We start from the raw sequence: 17482 nt of genomic DNA, 5'->3' as shown, positions 1-17482 counted from the left end.
ACGACTATCGAGGTAGACCCATGGTGCACAGCATGACCGCCTTCGCCCGCGTCGAGCAGGCCGGTACCCACGGCACCCTGAGCTGGGAGCTGCGCTCGGTCAACCACCGTTACCTGGAGCCCCACCTGCGCCTGCCCGACGCCTTCCGCGACCTCGAAGGCGCGGTGCGCGAGGCGCTGCGCCAGGGCCTGTCGCGTGGCAAGGTGGAATGCACCCTGCGCTTCGCCGAGGAAACCGCCGGCAAGAGCCTGCAGGTCGACCAGGAGCGCGCCCGCCAACTGGTCGCCGCCGCCGAAGGCGTAGCCGCCCTGATCCGCCAGCCGGCGCCTCTCGATCCGCTCGCCGTGCTGGCCTGGCCCGGCGTACTGGTAGCCGACTCGGCCGACCCGCAGGCGCTCAACGCCGCCGCCCTGGAAGCCTTCGGCCAGGCCCTGGAGCAACTCAAGGCCGGCCGCTCGCGCGAAGGCCAGGAACTGGCGAAGCTGCTCAACGAACGGCTCGACGCGATGCTGGTGGAAGTCGGCAACCTGCGTGAACTGGTGCCGACCATGCTGGCCAACCAGCGGCAGAAGATCCTCGACCGCTTCGCCGAACTCAAGGCCGAACTCGATCCGCAGCGCCTGGAGCAGGAGCTGGTCCTGCTGGCGCAGAAGAGCGATGTCGCCGAGGAGCTGGACCGCCTCGCCACCCACGTCGGCGAGGTCCGCCGGGTCCTCAAGGCCGGCGGCGCCGCCGGTCGGCGCCTGGACTTCCTGATGCAGGAACTCAACCGGGAAGCCAACACTCTAGGCTCCAAGGCGTTCGACCCGCGCTCGACCCAGGCGGCGGTCAACCTCAAGGTCCTGATCGAGCAGATGCGCGAGCAGGTCCAGAACATCGAATGACCGGCGGGCGCCTCCGCCCGATCTCTTTCCAACCCGTACGAAGCACCAGGAACACCCCATGTCCGGCACCCTGTACATCGTTTCCGCTCCCTCCGGCGCCGGCAAGACCAGCCTGGTGAAGGCCCTGCTCGACGCCGCCCCCGAGGTCCGCGTGTCCGTCTCCCATACCACCCGCGGCATGCGTCCGGGCGAGGTGGACGGGGTCAACTACCACTTCACCAGCCGCGAGGAATTCCTCGCCATGCTCGAGCGCAACGAGTTCCTCGAGCACGCCGAGGTCTTCGGCAACCTCTACGGCACCTCGCAGCGCTGGGTCGAGAAAACCCTCGCCGAAGGCCTCGACCTGATCCTCGAGATCGACTGGCAGGGCGCCCAGCAGGTGCGCCGGCTGATGCCCGAGGCCCAATCGATCTTCATCCTTCCGCCGAGCCAGGAAGCCCTGCGCCAGCGCCTGACCAACCGCGGCCAGGACAGCGACGAGGTGATCGAGCGGCGCATGCGCGAAGCCGTCAGCGAAATGAGCCACTACGTGGAGTACGATCACCTGGTGATCAACGACGATTTCGCCCACGCCCTGGACGACCTCAAGGCGATCTTCCGCGCCCGCCAGTTGCGCCAGGACGCCCAGCAGCAACGCCACGCCGAACTGCTCGGTCGTCTGCTCGCCTAAATCGGCTCTTCCATAAAGATTGGCGATTTTTTAGACTATTCAGTCCGCCCGGCAAACGTCGGGCTCACTTTTCGTTACGAGGAACACCATGGCCCGCGTCACCGTTGAAGACTGCCTGGACAACGTCGATAACCGTTTCGAGCTGGTCATGCTCGCCACCAAGCGCGCCCGTCAGCTGGCTACCGGCGGCAAGGAGCCGAAAGTGGCCTGGGAAAACGACAAGCCGACCGTCGTCGCCCTGCGCGAGATCGCTTCCGGCCTGGTCGATGAGAACGTCGTCCAGCAGGAAGACATCGTCGAGGACGAACCGCTGTTCGCAGCGTTCGACGACGAGGCCAACACCGAGGCCCTGTAAGCCATGGCCTCGGCTCGACGTCGCCTGCGAGCGCCGCAACCCGCCTACGGGCAGGGGGTGAACCCTTGCCGGGCATAGACGCCTTCGCCGACAGACTGTCGAGCTACCTCGGGCCGGACCAGGTCAACCTGGTCCGCCGTGCCTACTACTACGCCGAGCAGGCCCACGACGGGCAACGCCGCCGCAGCGGCGAGCCGTACGTGACCCATCCGCTGGCGGTCTCCAACATCCTCGCCGACATGCACATGGACCATCAGAGCCTGATGGCCGCGATGCTGCACGACGTGATCGAGGACACCGGCATCGCCAAGGAAGCGCTCACCGCGCAGTTCGGCGAGACGGTTTCGGAACTGGTCGACGGGGTCAGCAAGCTGACCCAGATGAACTTCGAGACCAAGGCCGAGGCCCAGGCCGAGAACTTCCAGAAGATGGCCATGGCCATGGCCCGCGATATCCGCGTGATCCTGGTCAAGCTGGCCGACCGCCTGCACAACATGCGCACCCTCGAGGTGCTGTCCGGCGAGAAGCGCCGGCGCATCGCCAAGGAAACCCTGGAAATCTATGCGCCCATCGCCAACCGCCTGGGTATGCACACCATGCGCGTGGAGTTCGAGGACCTCGGTTTCAAGGCCATGCACCCGATGCGCGCCGAGCGCATCCGCCAGGCGGTGAAGAAGGCCCGCGGCAACCGCCGCGAGATCGTCGGCAAGATCCAGGAGTCGCTGGTCAACTGCCTCGCCCGCGAAGGCATGGAAGGCCAAGTGATCGGCCGCGAGAAGCACCTCTACAGCATCTACCAGAAGATGCGCGGCAAGCGTAAGGCGTTCAACGAGATCATGGACGTCTACGCCTTCCGCATCATCGTCGACAAGGTCGATACCTGCTATCGCGTGCTGGGCGCCGTGCACAGCCTGTACAAGCCGTTCCCCGGACGCTTCAAGGACTACATCGCGATTCCCAAGGCCAACGGCTACCAGTCGCTGCATACCACCCTGTTCGGCATGCACGGGGTACCCATCGAGATCCAGATCCGTACCCGCGAGATGGAAGAGATGGCCAACCACGGGATCGCCGCGCACTGGCTGTACAAGTCCAACGACGAAACGCCCAAGGGCACCCATGCCCGCGCCCGGCAATGGGTGAAGGGCGTGCTGGAACTGCAGCAGCGCGCCGGCAACTCGCTGGAATTCATCGAGAACGTGAAGATCGACCTGTTCCCGGACGAGGTCTACGTGTTCACGCCCAAGGGCCGCATCATGGAGCTGCCCAAGGGTTCCACCGCGGTCGACTTCGCCTACGCGGTGCACACCGACGTCGGCAACAGTTGCATCGCCTGCCGCATCAACCGCCGCCTGGCGCCGCTCTCCGAGCCGTTGCAGAGCGGCCAGACGGTGGAAATCGTCACCGCCCCGGGCGCCCGGCCGAACCCGGCCTGGCTGAGCTTCGTGGTCACCGGCAAGGCGCGCACCCATATCCGCCATGCGCTCAAGCTGCAACGCCGCTCCGAGTCGATCAACCTCGGCGAGCGCCTGCTGAACAAGACCCTCACCGGCTTCGACAGCCACCTCGAGAAGATTCCCCAGGAACGCATCCAGGCCGTGCTCGCCGAGTACCGCATGGAAGTCTTCGAAGACCTGCTGGAAGAGATCGGCCTGGGCAACCGCATGGCCTACGTGGTCGCCCGTCGCCTGCTATCCAGCGAGGGCGAGGAAGCGCCGAGCGCCGAGGGTCCGCTGGCGATCCGCGGCACCGAAGGCCTGGTCCTGAGCTACGCCAAGTGCTGCACACCGATTCCCGGCGACCCGATCGTCGGCCACCTGTCCGCCGGCAAGGGCATGGTGGTGCACCTGGAAAGCTGCAAGAACATCAGCGAAGTACGCCACAACCCGGAAAAATGCATCCAGCTCAGCTGGGCCAAGGATGTCACCGGCGAATTCAATGTCGAACTGCGCGTCGAGCTGGAGCACCAGCGTGGCCTGATCGCCCTGCTCGCCACCAGCGTCAACGCGGCCGACGGCAACATCGAGAAGATCAGCATGGACGAGCGCGACGGTCGCATCAGCGTGGTCCAACTGGTCGTCAGCGTGCACGATCGCGTCCACCTGGCCCGCGTCATCAAGAAGCTGCGCGCCCTCAAGGGAGTGATCCGGATCACCCGCCTGCGCAGCTGACCCGCTTTTTCCTGTGTCATCCGGCGCCCCCGCGCCCACTCGATTTCAGCAAGGAGTTCCCATGACCAAGACCGTTATCCACACCGACAACGCCCCGGCCGCCATCGGCACCTACTCCCAGGCCATCAAGGCCGGCAATACCGTCTACGTGTCCGGGCAGATCCCGCTGGACCCGAAGACCATGGAACTGGTGGAGGGCTTCGAGGAGCAGACCGTCCAGGTGTTCGAGAACCTCAAGGCGGTGATCGAGGCTTCCGGCGGCTACCTGCACGACGTTGCCAAGCTGAACATCTTCCTCACCGACCTGTCGCACTTCGCCAAGGTCAACGAGATCATGGGCCGCTACTTCACCCAGCCCTACCCGGCGCGCGCCGCCATCGGCGTGGCCGCCCTGCCGAAGGGCGCACAGGTGGAAATGGACGCCATCGTCGTCCTCGAGTAAGCCGGATGTTCGCGACGGGGCCCAAGGCCCCGTCGCTCTGCATGGAGTAGCACGATGCGCCGCGTGATTTTCCTCGCCGCAGCCGCCACCCTGCTGGCCGGCTGCGCCGGCACGGCCGATCCGTCCGGCACCTGGATCAACCAGGCCGCCATCGACGCCGCGAGCAAGGACGGCAAGCTGCGCGAGGCCCTGCTCGCCTATGGCCCGAACCTGGAGTGGAAGCTCGACAGCAAGGCAGGCGAAGCCACCTTCAGCAACGGCTTCGAACTGGGCGAAGGGACCCTGAGCAAGAGCGATGACGAGCACTGGAAGGTCGCCTTCTATGGCGACGACAACCAGGAGAGCCTCGAACTGGACGGCAAGGAGCTGATCCAGCAGGCCAGCGCCAACGGCCCGGAACAGCGTTTCCGCCGTCTCGACCCGCAACCCGCGGCCAACAGTCCTGCCGGCAGCGGTTTCGAGCGGGCCTTGTACGGCAGCTATCTGAAGGGCAGCTGGAAGATCCGCGAAGGCCAGGGCCAGGGCGGCAAGGTCGAGTTCCAGGCCAATGGCCTGGTCAGCGGTCTGCCCGGCGCCGAACGCTACGCGCTGTGCCTGGCCGGCGATTGCGCGGCGATGAGCGGCGACAACGACAGCATCTGGCTGCAACAAGGCAACCGCGGCCGCGAACTGCTGTTCAGCCTCGACGACGACGAGCTGCAACTGTTCGAGGCGGTCAACACCGCCGGCACCAACGAGATGCCCAGCTACGTGCCCGGCAAGCGCGTCTGGCTGCTGGAGCGCTGACGCCTCTCAGAGGGCGGCCAGCACCAGCCAGCCGCCCAGCGCCAGCAGCAGGACGCCGCACAGCCGGTCCAGCGCGCCTACCCGCCGTTGCAGCCAGCCGCGCCAGCGCTGCCTGTCCAGCAGGCGCACCAGCGCCATGTCCCAGCACAGCACCGCCAGGCTCATCCACGCCAGGCACAGGGCCAGCGCCCAGCCCGGCAGGCTGAAGCGCGCCAGCACGCCGAACAGCCCCGCATAGAAGATCGGCAGCTTGGGATTCAGGCTGCTCGCCAGCAGGCCGTCGCGCAGCCCGCGCAGATAGCTGCCGCGTGACGGGACGTCGCGCTGCGCCGGCATTTCCAGTCGCCTGTGCGCAAGCAGCGCCTGGCCCGCCAGCCAGAGGAAGTACAGTCCGCCGAGCGCCTGCAGCCAGCGCAAGGCGCTGTGCGCCGAGTCCGGCACGCTGGCCAGCAGGCCGAGCACCAGTAGCATGCTCACTAGGTTGGCCAGGGCGATGCCGGCGGCCACCCCGTCGGCCTGGCGCCGGCCGCGCAGCAGGGCGGCGCGCACCAACAGGAAGAAATCCGGCCCCGGCGACAGCAGGGCGGCGAAATGGGTACTGGCGACAAGAACGAACGCGGCGAACATGAAGGCCCCTCGAAACGCGAAGGACTCCAGTCTGTGCAGCGCAGTGGGCGCCGTATTGGAAAAAACTCAGGTCTTGGCGCTGCGCCGGAACTGCCCCGGAGTGACCCCGGTGAAACGCCGGAAGGTCGTGGAGAAGTGCGCCTGGTCGTAGAAGCCGAGGTGCTGGGCGAGTTCCGCCAGCGGCCGTTCTTCCAGCAACAGGCGCTTGGCCTGGCGCACCCGGCATTGCAGTTGGTAGGTATGCGGCGGTACGCCGTAGGCACGCCGGAAAGCCTCGATCAGGTGGCGCGGGTGGCGCTGCAGCAACTGCGCCAGCTGGTCCAGACCGAGCGCCTCGGTGGCGTGCGCTTCCAGGTAATCGCGCAGGCGAGCGGTGGTTCCGCCGTCGCGGGGCGCCGCGGCCGCCGGGCGCAAGCCGCCGTGGCGCACGAAGACCTGTTCGAGCAAGGCCAGCAGGCGGCTTTCCAGCCCCAATGCGTCGCTGCGCTGGAAATCCTCGGCCAATCGCGCCAGGCCAACCGTCACGCTGCCGTCGTCGGCCGGGTTCAGTTCGCCGAAGCCGCGCGGCAACTGTTTGCGGCCGAGCAGGCCGAGCAGGCGCGTTTCCTCGACATAGAGCATCCGGTAGACCAGCCGCTCGGATTCGGCGTGCCCGGTATGCGGCTCTTCCGGGTTCATCAGCGACAGGGTGCCGGCCGGCAGCGCATGGCGCCGCCCGCGGCACTGGTAGCCGCCGACGCCATGGAGGATCGAGCCGATGGCGAAGGCCGAATGGCTGTGGCGACCGAACGCCTGGCCGGAGAAGTCCGCATGGAACAGCTCCACGCCAGGCAGCCAGGGACGCGCCAACAACCGGTTGGCAGCCATCAGGCGTCCCCGAGCACCGCCGCGTAGCCCTCGCGGTAGCTGGGATAGCGCGGCACCCAGCCGAGCGCCCGGGCGCGGCGGTTGCTGCAACGCTTGCTGCCGGCGCGGCGTACCGAATGTTCGTCGGCCCATTGGCTGACGCCCAGGCGCTGGCGCAGGTAGTCGACCACCTCGTGCATCGCCACGGGCGCGTCGTCGACACCGATGTAGCAGTCCTCCAGCGCCTGGCCGCCGGCATCGGCGCGCAACAGGAAGGCCAGCAGCCCGGCCGCATCGTCGGCGTGGATCCGGTTGGCATACAGCGGCGGCTCGCTGACCACCCGGTAACCCTGGCGCACCTGGTTGAGCAGCCACTCCCGCCCCGGACCGTAGATGCCGGCCAGGCGCACGCGGGTAGCCGCTATCCCGCTGTCCAGCGCGACCTGCTCGGCGTCGAGCATGATCCGTCCGGAATAGGCCTGGGAAAGCGCCGGCGACTCCTCGTCGATCCAGCCGCCATCGGTCTGCGCGTAGACCCCGGTGCTGGAGACGAACAGCAGGCGCCTGGGCCGCTGGCCGTGGGCCTGCAACCAGCCCAGCACATGGCGCAGGCCGTCGACGTAGGCGGCACGGTAGCCAGCCTCGTCGTGCTGACTGGCGGCGGCGCTGTACACCAGGTAGTCGAGCGGCTCGCTCGGCCACTGCGCGGGACACTCCGGAGCCTGCAGATCGCCAGCCACCGGCAGGATCCCCTGCGGCAAGGCGTCCACCGAGCGACGCAGGCCATGGACCCGCCAGCCATCGGCCAGCAGCGCCTCGCCGAGGCGCCCGCCGACATCGCCGCAGCCGGCGATCATCACTGTTTGCGACATGAAGCCGTCTCCTTCCTACAACAAGGCGGGCAGTGTAGGCGTCGAATCGTCTGCAATGCACGCCCGATCATGCCCCCGGAGGTTGGTTCGCGGCGGTGCAGCCGCTATGCTTGGCCGATCTTAACGGATGAGCAGCCATGACCCTCACCGAACTGCGCTACATCGTCACCCTCGCCCAGGAACAACACTTCGGCCGTGCCGCCGAGCGTTGCCACGTCAGCCAACCGACCCTCTCGGTCGGCGTGAAGAAGCTCGAGGACGAGCTGGGGGTGCTGATCTTCGAGCGCAGCAAGAGCGCCGTGCGCCTGACGCCAGTGGGCGAAGGCATCGTCGCCCAGGCGCAGAAGGTCCTCGAACAGGCCCAGGGCATCCGCGAGCTGGCCCAGGCCGGCAAGAACCAGCTGGCCGCGCCGCTGAAGGTCGGCGCCATCTATACCATCGGACCCTACCTGTTCCCGCACCTGATTCCCCAGCTGCACCGGGTCGCGCCGCAGATGCCGCTGTACATCGAGGAGAACTTCACCCATATCCTCCGCGACAAGCTGCGTACCGGCGAACTCGACGCGATCATCATCGCCCTGCCGTTCCAGGAAGCCGACGTCCTGACCAAGCCGCTGTTCGACGAGCCCTTCTATGTGCTGATGCCGGCCGACCATCCCTGGACCGCCAAGGCCAGCATCGATTCCGAGCTGCTCAACGACAAGAGCCTGCTCCTGCTCGGCGAAGGCCACTGCTTCCGCGACCAGGTGCTGGAAGCCTGCCCGACCGTACGCAAGGGCGACGAGAACAAGCACACCACGGTGGAGTCCTCGTCGCTGGAGACCATCCGCCACATGGTCGCCTCCGGACTGGGCGTCTCGGTGCTGCCGTTCTCCGCGGTGGACAGCCACCACTACGCGCCGGGCGTCATCGAAGTGCGCCCGTTCAGCGCGCCGGTACCGTTCCGTACCGTTGCCATCGCCTGGCGCGCCAGCTTCCCGCGTCCACGCGCCATCGAAGTGCTGGCCGACTCGATCCGCCTGTGCTCGGTGGCCCGTCCGCAACCCCAGGAACAACCGCAAATCGCATGACCGAGCTGTCCAGGGTCCCGGTCACCGCGCTAAAGGGCGTAGGCGCCGCGCTGGCGGAGAAGCTCGCTCGGGTAGGCCTGGAAACCCTGCAGGACATCCTGTTCCACCTGCCCCTGCGCTACCAGGACCGTACCCGCGTCACCGCCATCGGCGCCCTGCGGCCAGGGGCCGACGCGGTGGTCGAGGGCGTGGTGGCCGGCGCCGACGTGGTGATGGGGCGCCGCCGCAGCCTGCTGGTGCGCCTGCAGGACGGCAGCGGCACCCTGAGCCTGCGCTTCTACCATTTCAGCCAGGCGCAGAAGGACGGTCTCAAGCGCGGCACCCACCTGCGCTGCTACGGCGAAGTCCGGCCGGGTGCCTCGGGCCTGGAGATCTACCATCCGGAATACCGCGCGCTGAACGGCGACGAGCCGATTCCGGTGGAGCAGACCCTGACGCCGATCTACCCGACTACCGAGGGCCTCACCCAGCAGCGCCTGCGCCAGTTGAGCCAACAGGCCCTGGCCATGCTCGGCCCCAGCAGCCTGCCCGACTGGCTGCCGGCGGAACTGGCCCGCGATTACCAACTTGGCCCGCTCGACCAGGCGATCCGCTACCTGCACCGGCCGCCACCGGATGCCGACATCGAGGAACTGGCCGAAGGCCGGCACTGGGCGCAGTTGCGCCTGGCCTTCGAAGAACTGCTGACCCACCAGTTGTCCCTGCAGCGTCTGCGCGAAGCCGTGCGCTCGCAGGCAGCGCCGCGCCTGCCGGCGGCCAGCCGCTTGCCGAAACGCTTTCTTGCCAACCTCGGCTTCCAGCCGACCGGCGCGCAACGCCGGGTCGGCGCGGAGATCGCCTACGACCTGGCCCAGGACGAGCCGATGCTGCGCCTGGTGCAAGGCGACGTCGGCGCCGGCAAGACCGTGGTCGCCGCCCTCGCCGCCCTGCAAGCCATAGAGGCCGGCTACCAGGTGGCGCTGATGGCGCCGACCGAGATCCTCGCCGAGCAGCATTTCCTCAACTTCAGCAAGTGGCTCCAGCCGCTGGACATCGAAGTCGCCTGGCTGGCCGGCAAGCTCAAGGGCAAGGCCCGCGCGGCGGCACTGGAACGCATCGGCGACGGCGCGCCGATGGTGGTCGGCACCCACGCGCTGTTCCAGGATGAAGTGAAATTCAAGCGCCTTGCGCTGGCGATCATCGACGAACAGCACCGCTTCGGCGTGCAACAGCGCCTGGCCCTGCGCCAGAAGGGCGTGGACGGCAGGCTCTGCCCGCACCAGTTGATCATGACCGCCACGCCGATCCCGCGGACCCTGGCGATGAGCGCCTATGCCGACCTCGACACCTCGATCCTCGACGAGCTGCCGCCCGGGCGTACCCCGGTGAATACCGTGCTGGTGGCCGACAGCCGCCGCATCGAGGTGATCGAGCGAGTCCGCGCAGCCTGCCGCGAAGGGCGCCAGGCCTACTGGGTGTGCACCCTGATCGAAGAGTCCGAGGAGCTTACCTGCCAGGCCGCCGAGACCACCTACGAAGAGCTTTCCTCGGCGCTGGGCGAACTGCGCGTCGGCCTGATCCACGGGCGCATGAAGCCGGCGGACAAGGCCGTGGTGATGGAAGCCTTCAAGGAAGGCATGTTGCAACTGCTGGTGGCGACCACGGTGATCGAGGTCGGCGTCGATGTGCCCAACGCCAGCCTGATGATCATCGAGAACCCCGAACGCCTTGGCCTGGCCCAACTGCACCAGTTGCGCGGCCGGGTTGGCCGGGGCAGCGCCGCCAGCCACTGCGTGCTGCTCTACCACCCACCGCTGTCGCAGATCGGCCGCGAGCGGCTGGGCATCATGCGCGAGACCAGCGACGGTTTCGTCATCGCCGAGAAGGACCTGGAATTGCGCGGCCCCGGCGAAATGCTCGGCACCCGCCAGACCGGCCTGCTGCAATTCAAGGTCGCCGACCTGATGCGCGACGCAGACCTGCTGCCGGCGGTCCGCGATGCCGCCCAATCCCTCCTGGCGCACTGGCCGCAGCATGTCAGCCCACTGCTCGAACGGTGGTTGCGCCACGGCCAGCAATACGGTCAAGTGTGATCTATTTCGCTCTCGCTGACCGGCGTAGGTCTCAGTCTTGAAGCAGCTCTGGTTATACTGAGGGAAAATCCAGCTCGCATGGTCTCGTCATGACAGAAGCCGCCCTGGCCTCCGCCGATGCTCCGCACGCCCCCCAGGTCATCCTCCAGCTGCTCGCCAAGCTAGGCATCGCCTGCCGCGAGGTCAGCGACAGCGCGGAGCTGCCTGCCGCCCGCCGGGTCCAGGCGGTGCTGCTGGACGACGCCGTCGGCACCCTGCTGGTGCTGTTCCCGCAGAGCCAGTTGCTGGACCTCGCCCGGCTCACCGAACTGACCGGCCGCAAGCTGCTGGCGATCAAGCCCGAGCGCCTGGAACGAATGCTCGGCAAGCACGAGTTGCACCGCCTGCCGGCGTTGCCACCCCTGACCAGTTCGCCCTGCCTGTACGACGAGCGCCTGTTGCAGGAGCCGCGCCTGCTGATCGAGTCCGGCCAGCCCGGCATCCTCCTGGAGATCGCCAGCAACGACTTCCGCGGCCTGCTGGGCAAGGCCAGCGCCGCGCGCTTCGGCGAACCGCTGGAAAACATCAACCTGAACCTTGACCGCCCGGACGACGACCGTGCGGAAATCAGCCAGGCCGTGCAGGCCTTCACCGCCCGGCGCATCCAGCAGCGCCTGGAGCAGACCATCGAGATTCCACCGCTGCCGCAGACGGCGCAGAAGATCATCAAGCTGCGGGTCGACCCCAACGCCAGCGTCGACGACATCACCGGCCTGGTGGAAACCGATCCGGCGCTCGCCGCCCAGGTGGTCAGTTGGGCGGCCTCGCCCTACTACGCCGCGCCGGGCAAGATCCGCTCGGTGGAAGACGCGATCGTCCGCGTCCTCGGTTTCGACCTGGTGATCAACCTGGCCCTCGGCCTCGCCCTGGGCAAGAGCCTGAGCCTGCCCAAGGACCAGCCGCAGCAGGCCACGCCCTACTGGCAGCAAGCGATCTACACCGCCGCGGTAATCGAGGGCCTGACCCGCGCCATGCCGCGCGAGCTGCGCCCGGAGTCCGGCCTGAGCTACCTGGGCGGCCTGCTGCACAATTTCGGCTACCTGGTCCTGGCGCATGTCTTCCCGCCGCATTTCTCGCTGATCTGCCGGCACTTGGAGGTCAACCCGCACCTCGGCCATGCCTACATCGAACAGCACCTGCTGGGGATCACCCGCGAGCAGATCGGCGCCTGGCTGATGCGCGTCTGGGACATGCCTGACGACCTCTATTGCGCCCTGCGCTTCCAGCAGGATCCCAGCTACACCGGGCCGAACGCGGTCTACGCCAACCTGATCTGCCTGACCAACCGGTTGCTGCGCAACAGCGGCATCGGCGATGGCCCGCAGCAAGCGATTCCGGCGGCATTGTACGAGCGCCTGGGGATCACCCCGGAGAAGGCTGGGGACGCCGTGAAAAAGGTGTTGGAAGCGGAAGCGGCTCTGCGCGAACTGGCGGCCCAGTTCAATCGCTTGCCGGGGTGACCGGGTAGTCCGCCGCGAAACGCACTACCGAAGGGCTGCATCCGCAGCCCGGGCAAGATCGAAAGCCGCCGTCAGGCGGCTTTCTTCTCCGGAGCCTTCTTCTTCGGATTGAGGTACTTCACCAGGCCCTGGAACCAGATCACCAGCGCCGGATTGCCCTGTATCTGGATATCCTTGTTCTGGATGCCCTGCATGAAGGCCAACTGCGGGTTCTTCGAAGTCATCGCGGCGAAACCGTAGGCTCCGTCCTTGAACCCCAGGGAAAATGCCGGTTGCGGATGGGTACCGCGCTTGCTGCTCACACGCAGGTCCCTGACCAGGTAGTGGCGCGCCACCTTGCCGTCGAGGGTATGCAACTGGAACACCAGGTCCTTGCCCTCGAGCTGCTTCTGGAAAGCGGGATTGTCGCGGCTGGCCTTGGCCATCAGGCGACCAAGCATCCACAGGAGAAGACGAAATTTCATGCACGCGCCTCGATATCCGGGGAGATGAGCGGCGCATTGTAGCTGTTCGCGAGGAGGACTACAGCTGTCCTTTCGATGAGCGCGGAAGCGTCTTCGACGAAGCCCGGAGCCGCTCTGACTACAGTAAAAACGTTTATTTTCAATAACTTAATAGAAGTTTATTTCCGCACTGGAATTGAAAGTCATGCCACGAAAGCCCGTAACAGCGCGGACCTCGTTTTCGGTTGCGGAAACGTTTCTGGGGCAGCCAGCTCGCATGCTGGCGAATGAGGTGTTGGAGATCGGCCGATGTGACGGGAGATTTCCGGCACATGTCTTCGGGGGTGCAAAATCATTGCAGCCCCCTGGCCGAGACATGCCGGAAATTTTCCGATATCTCCCCGTGACCCAGGCAAGGCTACGCAGGTATCGGGTGGCGATCCCTCAGCGATCCAGGAAGGCAGGCTTGAGGCTCAGGCCTAGACGGGCTGCTGATCACTTATCAAGCGGCTTCATGATTTCCTTTAGATGGCCAAGCACTAGACCACCTAAAGCACCACTGAACAGCATTTTGTCAATAGCATTAATGTCTTCTACGCTAAGCCAGCGGAGCTTTGCGTCTCCCCACTGATAGGGGCCGGCAAGGTGCCACAGCCGAACAAGCACCAGCGCCCCGAGAATCCAAGCCCCAAACCTCAAGGCTTTGATCGTTAGACGATAGACCTCATTGTGCGCCCCTCTTCGCGGATCAAGCTCCTTCCATTTTAGCTCCTCACGAACGGCATCTGAATCCCCCTTCGCCTGCTTCAACCAGGGGGCATCCGACGGGAGCTCCGGGCCTGGAACCTCACTTTGCTTGACAGACTCCTTCTCAGGCTCCGACATTCATAGGCCTCCTGCCACGCAGGAGGTCCTTATAATGGTTACTGATGAGGTCGTCCGGAATCTCAACTCCGCGGAGTTCTGGATGATACACCGTATCCCATGGCGTCCCACTCTGGTGCGTCAGATAGGAAAGTTGAGGTCCAGACAAATGGCCATATTTATCAAATACATCTGTCAGGAAGTCTACGTCCTCCATATTGACTGGCGGCGGCCCCTCCCCAACCATGTGTAGCGGGATTGGATTACGACCGAACTGCTTGGTCGCATGATATAGGTCAGGCATCACTGGCCCGTACTGCCAAGCCTCTATACGGTTACGGAATAGGTCAATACCGCGCAGACCTAAGCTCCACCCATGCGCTATGTACACGAGTTTCATTAGCTGCATGGGGGTCAGACTTACTCCTTTTGACTTGGCGATTTTGAGGATCGCATCTGCCACAGTGAGCACGTCGTACATAAGCCCTCCTTGTCAGCCGATTTAGTCTATTCGTAGACAAAATGAGGCGAATTCTGCACAAGTCAAGAGCTGTGTCAAACCGTACCAATGTGTGCCATCACGCCCAGCACGCTCCGACTCGCTACGCGCCTGCCCTGCAGATGCATTTCACTCTCGCAAAGAGATTTGTAACAGCGGGACACCAGAGCCAGGCTGGCCTGATCGTGGCTCACCCTCAATCTGAGGTCGGATGATCCGGCATCAAGCCGGCCAGCCGCCGGTTCGAGACTTCAGCCAGTGGCCGGGGTGTTCGAAAGTCTTCGGGTACCCATCTACCGTTAGAGGTTGCCCCCTCCGGGGAAAACCGGCTGGGGGGGCAGGTCTAGCTATAACGTACCGTGAACCCCGACTGTGAAATTGAATATGACTCAACCAATCGATCCCCAGACAGCCGTGCTCTTGGCCCAGACACAGATTGCAGCAGTGACGCAGGCAGACACCCACACTGACGCCGTGGCTCAGTATTGGAAAGCCGATGGCTACCTACAAGCCTTGATTGACGCCGGCTTGCTAGATGCCGCACGGCTTCCTGAATTGAAAGAGTTGCTGGTTCGCACTTACGCAGAGTGGATTCCCCCACCCCACAACCCGGTCTATTGACCCCGCTTGCACAGAACGGCCAATCGACGGCTTAATGAACAGGTGAGTCTTGAGTGAGGCTGACGGGGGATTAGTCGGCGAGTGCCCTTGGAAGAAAAACCCCGACTGTCTGCGCGAACAGCTAGAGTTTCTGTAGCAGACTGGCCCCGTCCTGAGCATTCAGCCGGGGCCTTGCTACTTTCGGGCAGCGGATACCTGGCCTTGACCTCCTCGACCCTGGCTATCCAAGCGCTGTAGTTCGGTTCAGCGCCAGCCTTGACGTACGGAAAGGGAATTAAAACGCTCAACAAAGCACGACAATATCGCCAGCCGCCACACGCTCGGACAGAGATGTCAGCTTGCCGATCCCTTCCTGCAGAAATCGGCTGAGCTGCTCGATGCACTCGCGCTGGTCATCCGTGAGGCTGAACTCAGCCTCCATGCTTTCCATCAGGTCAAGGCAACACTGGTTGAGGAACCCCACCTCCAGTAACTCCGCCCGGAGCCTACGCCGCAACATCTCGTCCATACCAACATCCCTATCTACTCGACACATCAGCGAGGGACCGTAGCAAAAACGAGATACCGGTCACAATTATCAAAATGCTTAGGACCATGGGAGCGGATACCGCTCTTTGCTCGCCTGAACAGCCTTGACCTAGGTAGCTAGGTCCGGCTCGGAGCCGCCCTTGATCGCTTCGACCTCGGCCTCGACTTGGTAGGGCACGCAAGATAGCTCCTTTAGAGCAGGCCGTCATGATCCGGTAACACTCCTCTTGAACCCGCAGACCTGAGATCGAATCAACCTTTTTACACCACGACTGATCTGTGCCTTAATGAGCGCTCTTCTTTCACAGGTAGGTGATTTATGAAATCTAGATTAAATGTGCTAGCTCTAGGTTTGATCTTCGCAGCAAGCTCAGCACTTGCTGGCAACATTGTCCCTCGCGGCCTTAACAGCGTTGGTAAACTTGCCGAGTCCCCCAATGGAGTCTACCGCCTAGAGCTTACCAATACAGGCGACCTTGCCATCTTTGATAAAAACAACAAGTTCATCTGGAGAGCAGACGAGTCCACAGGGATTGTTGGAAAGATGACTGGCGATGGCTGCCGTCATGACGGATGGCGAATGCAGGTCTATGAGGGCATCAGTATCGAAGATCGCAAGGGGTGTTTTAAGTATCTAACCAAGATAGATAGCAACCTGCCTGAAAATGCTGGTGATTACACCAACTATGTCCTGCAAGATGACGGTAACCTTGTCGCATACCTAACAAATATCCGATGGAAAACAGGTGCGTATCGGACAGCTGCCGCCGGCGCCACACAGTCAGTTATTATTCCTCCGGGCACAGTCATGCCACGAGGCACCGTATATGTGAATGGCAATTACAGCTTCCGCTTTCAGACAGATGGCAATCTAGTAGTTTACAGTGGTTCTACTCCGATCTATAACGCGGAGCTTGATGGCAAGGGCGGAGTTAAAGCTCAAATGCAGTACGACGGAAACTTTGTCGTATATGACGCTAACGATAACGCGATTTGGCACACGCACACGGATGGTAATCAGAATGCCTACATGGCTTTCCAGCCCGATGGCCATTTGCTTATTGTGAAGCAGGATGTAATCTGGGCCCGCTTTGGGCACCAGTCGACATACTGGGCACCAGCCAAGCCAGGCTCTCCGTTTTTCATCCCTCTCGGCTGGTTGATTCCAGACTCCATCAACAACTGGCTTTAAGCCGGGTGTATGTATAAAGGGCCCCAGCTTGAAGCTGGAGCCCTTACATATCAAAGAGGTGAAGACTATCAGAACGCCCCCCCGCGGCCCTGGTACACTGGCCTATCGCCTCTACGCCTTTTTTGACGTCAACCACAAGGACAGGCTCAATTTCCCTCAGCCAATCCAGAGCGCTAGCCTGACAGCAATGCTGCTGCTTGCGATGCATTGCAGCCAGGCCTGGATGCAGACGAGCAGAGGTAGGTACAAAAATGTGGACCAACAGGCACCGATACGCTTAAGCTACAAAAATTTACCAGAACCCTCTTGCATTTCAAGCTTGAGCACAGATCATCGCAGTACAACCACTCAAGTGAGACCCTCAAAAATCCAAAATCAGCCCCAGAAGCAAGTAAAACATAAAAACAACTTTTTGGAGACTCAAAAAAATGATAACTAAAATTGAATTTTATATAATAGATTTCAAATACAGAATCTCCACCGAAAGAGATACTTTCCATGGAGAGAGTCGAACCGTTTTTCCTTCAGCCGTAATGCCTGAAAACTTTTCTGAAGACGGATTCCAGAAAAGAGTCGCAGAAATCCTGAACAGCAAAACACTCGAACTGCTGCCTCAAATTTTCATTGAGCACAACATCAATACCAACGACAGCAGCGCAATTTCCTTTGACCTAGAAGTAATTAAGTCAACAAAAGTCAACACTTCTGTCTCAACCAGCATCTCGCAACAACCATCCAACCCTCTATAAATAAGGCCAAGCGACAAAAATTTACTCATCAACATAGTTCAACGGGCACGATCATGATCGTAACTATCAGATTATGAAGATGATAGTTACGATCATCGAAAACATTCGACAAAAACATGATTTCGCGCACACTGAATATCGTGCCTCGGCCACCGCTTACCGATGTGCGCCGATGTTGCTCAACTCTTGCGTGATGGCTGGTGGATCTCCGCACACGATCCGCTCACCTTGAAACGCGGGTCGGCTCGGCTCAGTCAGACCTCGATATCGAACTGGGGGAGCTGCGGCGCCG

The 17482-nt window shown here is 63.2% G+C and carries 18 protein-coding genes and 1 pseudogene; 11 read left to right on the top strand and 8 right to left on the bottom strand.

Features of this window, described 5'->3' with window-relative positions; all coding sequences use genetic code 11:
- The first annotated feature begins 20 nt into the window (after positions 1-20).
- The 6 genes from HMPREF2886_RS08775 (at position 21) to HMPREF2886_RS08750 (ending at position 5308) form a co-directional block, all read left to right on the top strand.
- On the top strand, positions 21-884 hold the full coding sequence (locus tag HMPREF2886_RS08775; protein ID WP_033970067.1) for a YicC/YloC family endoribonuclease: 864 nt from the start codon (positions 21-23) through the stop codon (positions 882-884).
- A gap of 58 nt (positions 885-942) precedes the next feature.
- Positions 943-1554, top strand: coding sequence for a guanylate kinase (gmk, locus tag HMPREF2886_RS08770; RefSeq protein ID WP_003098317.1), 612 nt, complete (start codon positions 943-945; stop codon positions 1552-1554).
- An 88-nt stretch (positions 1555-1642) separates the two neighbouring features.
- Positions 1643-1909 carry a DNA-directed RNA polymerase subunit omega gene (gene rpoZ / locus HMPREF2886_RS08765; protein WP_003096602.1) on the top strand — a complete coding sequence of 89 codons (267 nt, stop codon included), beginning with the start codon at positions 1643-1645 and terminating at the stop codon, positions 1907-1909.
- 65 nt (positions 1910-1974) lie between these two features.
- Positions 1975-4080 (top strand): bifunctional GTP diphosphokinase/guanosine-3',5'-bis pyrophosphate 3'-pyrophosphohydrolase, encoded by a 2106-nt coding sequence (spoT, locus tag HMPREF2886_RS08760; protein ID WP_003096603.1) that lies wholly within the window; start codon positions 1975-1977, stop codon positions 4078-4080.
- Between the two features lie 61 nt (positions 4081-4141).
- Positions 4142-4522 (top strand): RidA family protein, encoded by a 381-nt coding sequence (locus HMPREF2886_RS08755; protein ID WP_003096609.1) that lies wholly within the window; start codon positions 4142-4144, stop codon positions 4520-4522.
- 54 nt (positions 4523-4576) lie between these two features.
- On the top strand, positions 4577-5308 hold the full coding sequence (locus tag HMPREF2886_RS08750; protein ID WP_033970068.1) for a hypothetical protein: 732 nt from the start codon (positions 4577-4579) through the stop codon (positions 5306-5308).
- A 6-nt stretch (positions 5309-5314) separates the two neighbouring features.
- Here HMPREF2886_RS08750 and HMPREF2886_RS08745 read toward each other — a convergent pair whose 3' ends face one another.
- From HMPREF2886_RS08745 to HMPREF2886_RS08735, 3 genes are all read right to left on the bottom strand, one after another.
- Positions 5315-5935 (bottom strand): LysE family translocator, encoded by a 621-nt coding sequence (locus HMPREF2886_RS08745; protein ID WP_070747156.1) that lies wholly within the window; start codon positions 5933-5935, stop codon positions 5315-5317.
- Positions 5936-6001: 66 nt separating this feature from the next.
- Positions 6002-6802: an AraC family transcriptional regulator gene (locus HMPREF2886_RS08740; RefSeq protein WP_033970070.1), complete on the bottom strand. Its 801-nt coding sequence runs from the start codon at positions 6800-6802 to the stop codon at positions 6002-6004.
- On the bottom strand, positions 6802-7653 hold the full coding sequence (locus HMPREF2886_RS08735) for an SDR family oxidoreductase (RefSeq protein ID WP_039028184.1): 852 nt from the start codon (positions 7651-7653) through the stop codon (positions 6802-6804). The genes HMPREF2886_RS08740 and HMPREF2886_RS08735 overlap by 1 nt, the downstream gene beginning before the upstream one ends.
- 137 nt (positions 7654-7790) lie before the next feature.
- Between HMPREF2886_RS08735 and oxyR the strand changes: the two genes are divergently transcribed.
- The 3 genes from oxyR (at position 7791) to HMPREF2886_RS08720 (ending at position 12294) form a co-directional block, all read left to right on the top strand.
- Positions 7791-8723 carry an oxidative stress transcriptional regulator OxyR gene (gene oxyR / locus HMPREF2886_RS08730; RefSeq protein WP_058178515.1) on the top strand — a complete coding sequence of 311 codons (933 nt, stop codon included), beginning with the start codon at positions 7791-7793 and terminating at the stop codon, positions 8721-8723.
- A complete protein-coding gene (gene recG, locus HMPREF2886_RS08725; RefSeq protein WP_003096624.1) occupies positions 8720-10795 on the top strand; it encodes an ATP-dependent DNA helicase RecG in 2076 nt (691 codons plus the stop codon). Before oxyR ends, recG begins: the two co-directional genes overlap by 4 nt.
- 89 nt (positions 10796-10884) lie before the next feature.
- Positions 10885-12294: an HDOD domain-containing protein gene (locus HMPREF2886_RS08720; protein ID WP_003098324.1), complete on the top strand. Its 1410-nt coding sequence runs from the start codon at positions 10885-10887 to the stop codon at positions 12292-12294.
- A gap of 71 nt (positions 12295-12365) precedes the next feature.
- Here the strand turns inward: HMPREF2886_RS08720 and HMPREF2886_RS08715 are convergent, their stop codons facing one another.
- The 3 genes from HMPREF2886_RS08715 to HMPREF2886_RS08705 all read right to left on the bottom strand — a co-directional run bounded on the left by HMPREF2886_RS08715 (position 12366) and on the right by HMPREF2886_RS08705 (position 14082).
- A complete protein-coding gene (locus HMPREF2886_RS08715; RefSeq protein WP_070747154.1) occupies positions 12366-12758 on the bottom strand; it encodes a helicase in 393 nt (130 codons plus the stop codon).
- A gap of 474 nt (positions 12759-13232) precedes the next feature.
- A complete protein-coding gene (locus HMPREF2886_RS08710; protein ID WP_031691137.1) occupies positions 13233-13622 on the bottom strand; it encodes a hypothetical protein in 390 nt (129 codons plus the stop codon).
- Positions 13609-14082, bottom strand: coding sequence for a Panacea domain-containing protein (locus HMPREF2886_RS08705; protein WP_031691139.1), 474 nt, complete (start codon positions 14080-14082; stop codon positions 13609-13611). Before HMPREF2886_RS08705 ends, HMPREF2886_RS08710 begins: the two co-directional genes overlap by 14 nt.
- 402 nt (positions 14083-14484) lie before the next feature.
- Here HMPREF2886_RS08705 and HMPREF2886_RS08700 point away from each other — a divergent pair, with 402 nt between their 5' ends.
- A complete protein-coding gene (locus tag HMPREF2886_RS08700; RefSeq protein WP_031691141.1) occupies positions 14485-14721 on the top strand; it encodes a hypothetical protein in 237 nt (78 codons plus the stop codon).
- Between the two features lie 179 nt (positions 14722-14900).
- Here the strand turns inward: HMPREF2886_RS08700 and HMPREF2886_RS35285 are convergent.
- A pseudogene (locus HMPREF2886_RS35285) lies at positions 14901-14990 on the bottom strand (hypothetical protein); the annotation flags it as partial.
- Between the two features lie 14 nt (positions 14991-15004).
- Complete coding sequence (locus HMPREF2886_RS08690) at positions 15005-15229, bottom strand: DUF7364 domain-containing protein (protein ID WP_003129771.1); 225 nt, start codon at positions 15227-15229, stop codon at positions 15005-15007.
- 339 nt (positions 15230-15568) lie between these two features.
- Between HMPREF2886_RS08690 and HMPREF2886_RS33080 the strand changes: the two genes are divergently transcribed.
- Positions 15569-16441, top strand: a complete 873-nt coding sequence (locus tag HMPREF2886_RS33080; protein WP_023123514.1) for a hypothetical protein — start codon at positions 15569-15571, stop codon at positions 16439-16441.
- Positions 16442-17482: the final 1041 nt, after the last annotated feature.

This window comes from Pseudomonas sp. HMSC066A08, assembly GCF_001813025.1.
Taxonomy (GTDB): Bacteria; Pseudomonadota; Gammaproteobacteria; order Pseudomonadales; family Pseudomonadaceae; genus Pseudomonas; species Pseudomonas aeruginosa.
This window is presented reverse-complemented; position numbering and strand designations above follow the sequence as displayed.

Excerpts from the sequence above, each read along its gene's own strand:
- HMPREF2886_RS08775 (WP_033970067.1), top strand. The coding sequence starts at position 21 with ATGGTGCACAGCATGACCGCCTTCGCCCGCGTCGAGCAGGCCGGTACC.
- gmk (WP_003098317.1), top strand. The coding sequence starts at position 943 with ATGTCCGGCACCCTGTACATCGTTTCCGCTCCCTCCGGCGCCGGCAAG.
- rpoZ (WP_003096602.1), top strand. The coding sequence starts at position 1,643 with ATGGCCCGCGTCACCGTTGAAGACTGCCTGGACAACGTCGATAACCGT.
- HMPREF2886_RS08755 (WP_003096609.1), top strand. The coding sequence starts at position 4,142 with ATGACCAAGACCGTTATCCACACCGACAACGCCCCGGCCGCCATCGGC.
- HMPREF2886_RS08750 (WP_033970068.1), top strand. The coding sequence starts at position 4,577 with ATGCGCCGCGTGATTTTCCTCGCCGCAGCCGCCACCCTGCTGGCCGGC.
- HMPREF2886_RS08745 (WP_070747156.1), bottom strand. The coding sequence starts at position 5,935 with ATGTTCGCCGCGTTCGTTCTTGTCGCCAGTACCCATTTCGCCGCCCTG.
- HMPREF2886_RS08740 (WP_033970070.1), bottom strand. The coding sequence starts at position 6,802 with ATGGCTGCCAACCGGTTGTTGGCGCGTCCCTGGCTGCCTGGCGTGGAG.
- HMPREF2886_RS08735 (WP_039028184.1), bottom strand. The coding sequence starts at position 7,653 with ATGTCGCAAACAGTGATGATCGCCGGCTGCGGCGATGTCGGCGGGCGC.
- oxyR (WP_058178515.1), top strand. The coding sequence starts at position 7,791 with ATGACCCTCACCGAACTGCGCTACATCGTCACCCTCGCCCAGGAACAA.
- recG (WP_003096624.1), top strand. The coding sequence starts at position 8,720 with ATGACCGAGCTGTCCAGGGTCCCGGTCACCGCGCTAAAGGGCGTAGGC.
- HMPREF2886_RS08720 (WP_003098324.1), top strand. The coding sequence starts at position 10,885 with ATGACAGAAGCCGCCCTGGCCTCCGCCGATGCTCCGCACGCCCCCCAG.
- HMPREF2886_RS08715 (WP_070747154.1), bottom strand. The coding sequence starts at position 12,758 with ATGAAATTTCGTCTTCTCCTGTGGATGCTTGGTCGCCTGATGGCCAAG.
- HMPREF2886_RS08710 (WP_031691137.1), bottom strand. The coding sequence starts at position 13,622 with ATGTCGGAGCCTGAGAAGGAGTCTGTCAAGCAAAGTGAGGTTCCAGGC.
- HMPREF2886_RS08705 (WP_031691139.1), bottom strand. The coding sequence starts at position 14,082 with ATGTACGACGTGCTCACTGTGGCAGATGCGATCCTCAAAATCGCCAAG.
- HMPREF2886_RS08700 (WP_031691141.1), top strand. The coding sequence starts at position 14,485 with ATGACTCAACCAATCGATCCCCAGACAGCCGTGCTCTTGGCCCAGACA.
- HMPREF2886_RS08690 (WP_003129771.1), bottom strand. The coding sequence starts at position 15,229 with ATGGACGAGATGTTGCGGCGTAGGCTCCGGGCGGAGTTACTGGAGGTG.
- HMPREF2886_RS33080 (WP_023123514.1), top strand. The coding sequence starts at position 15,569 with ATGAAATCTAGATTAAATGTGCTAGCTCTAGGTTTGATCTTCGCAGCA.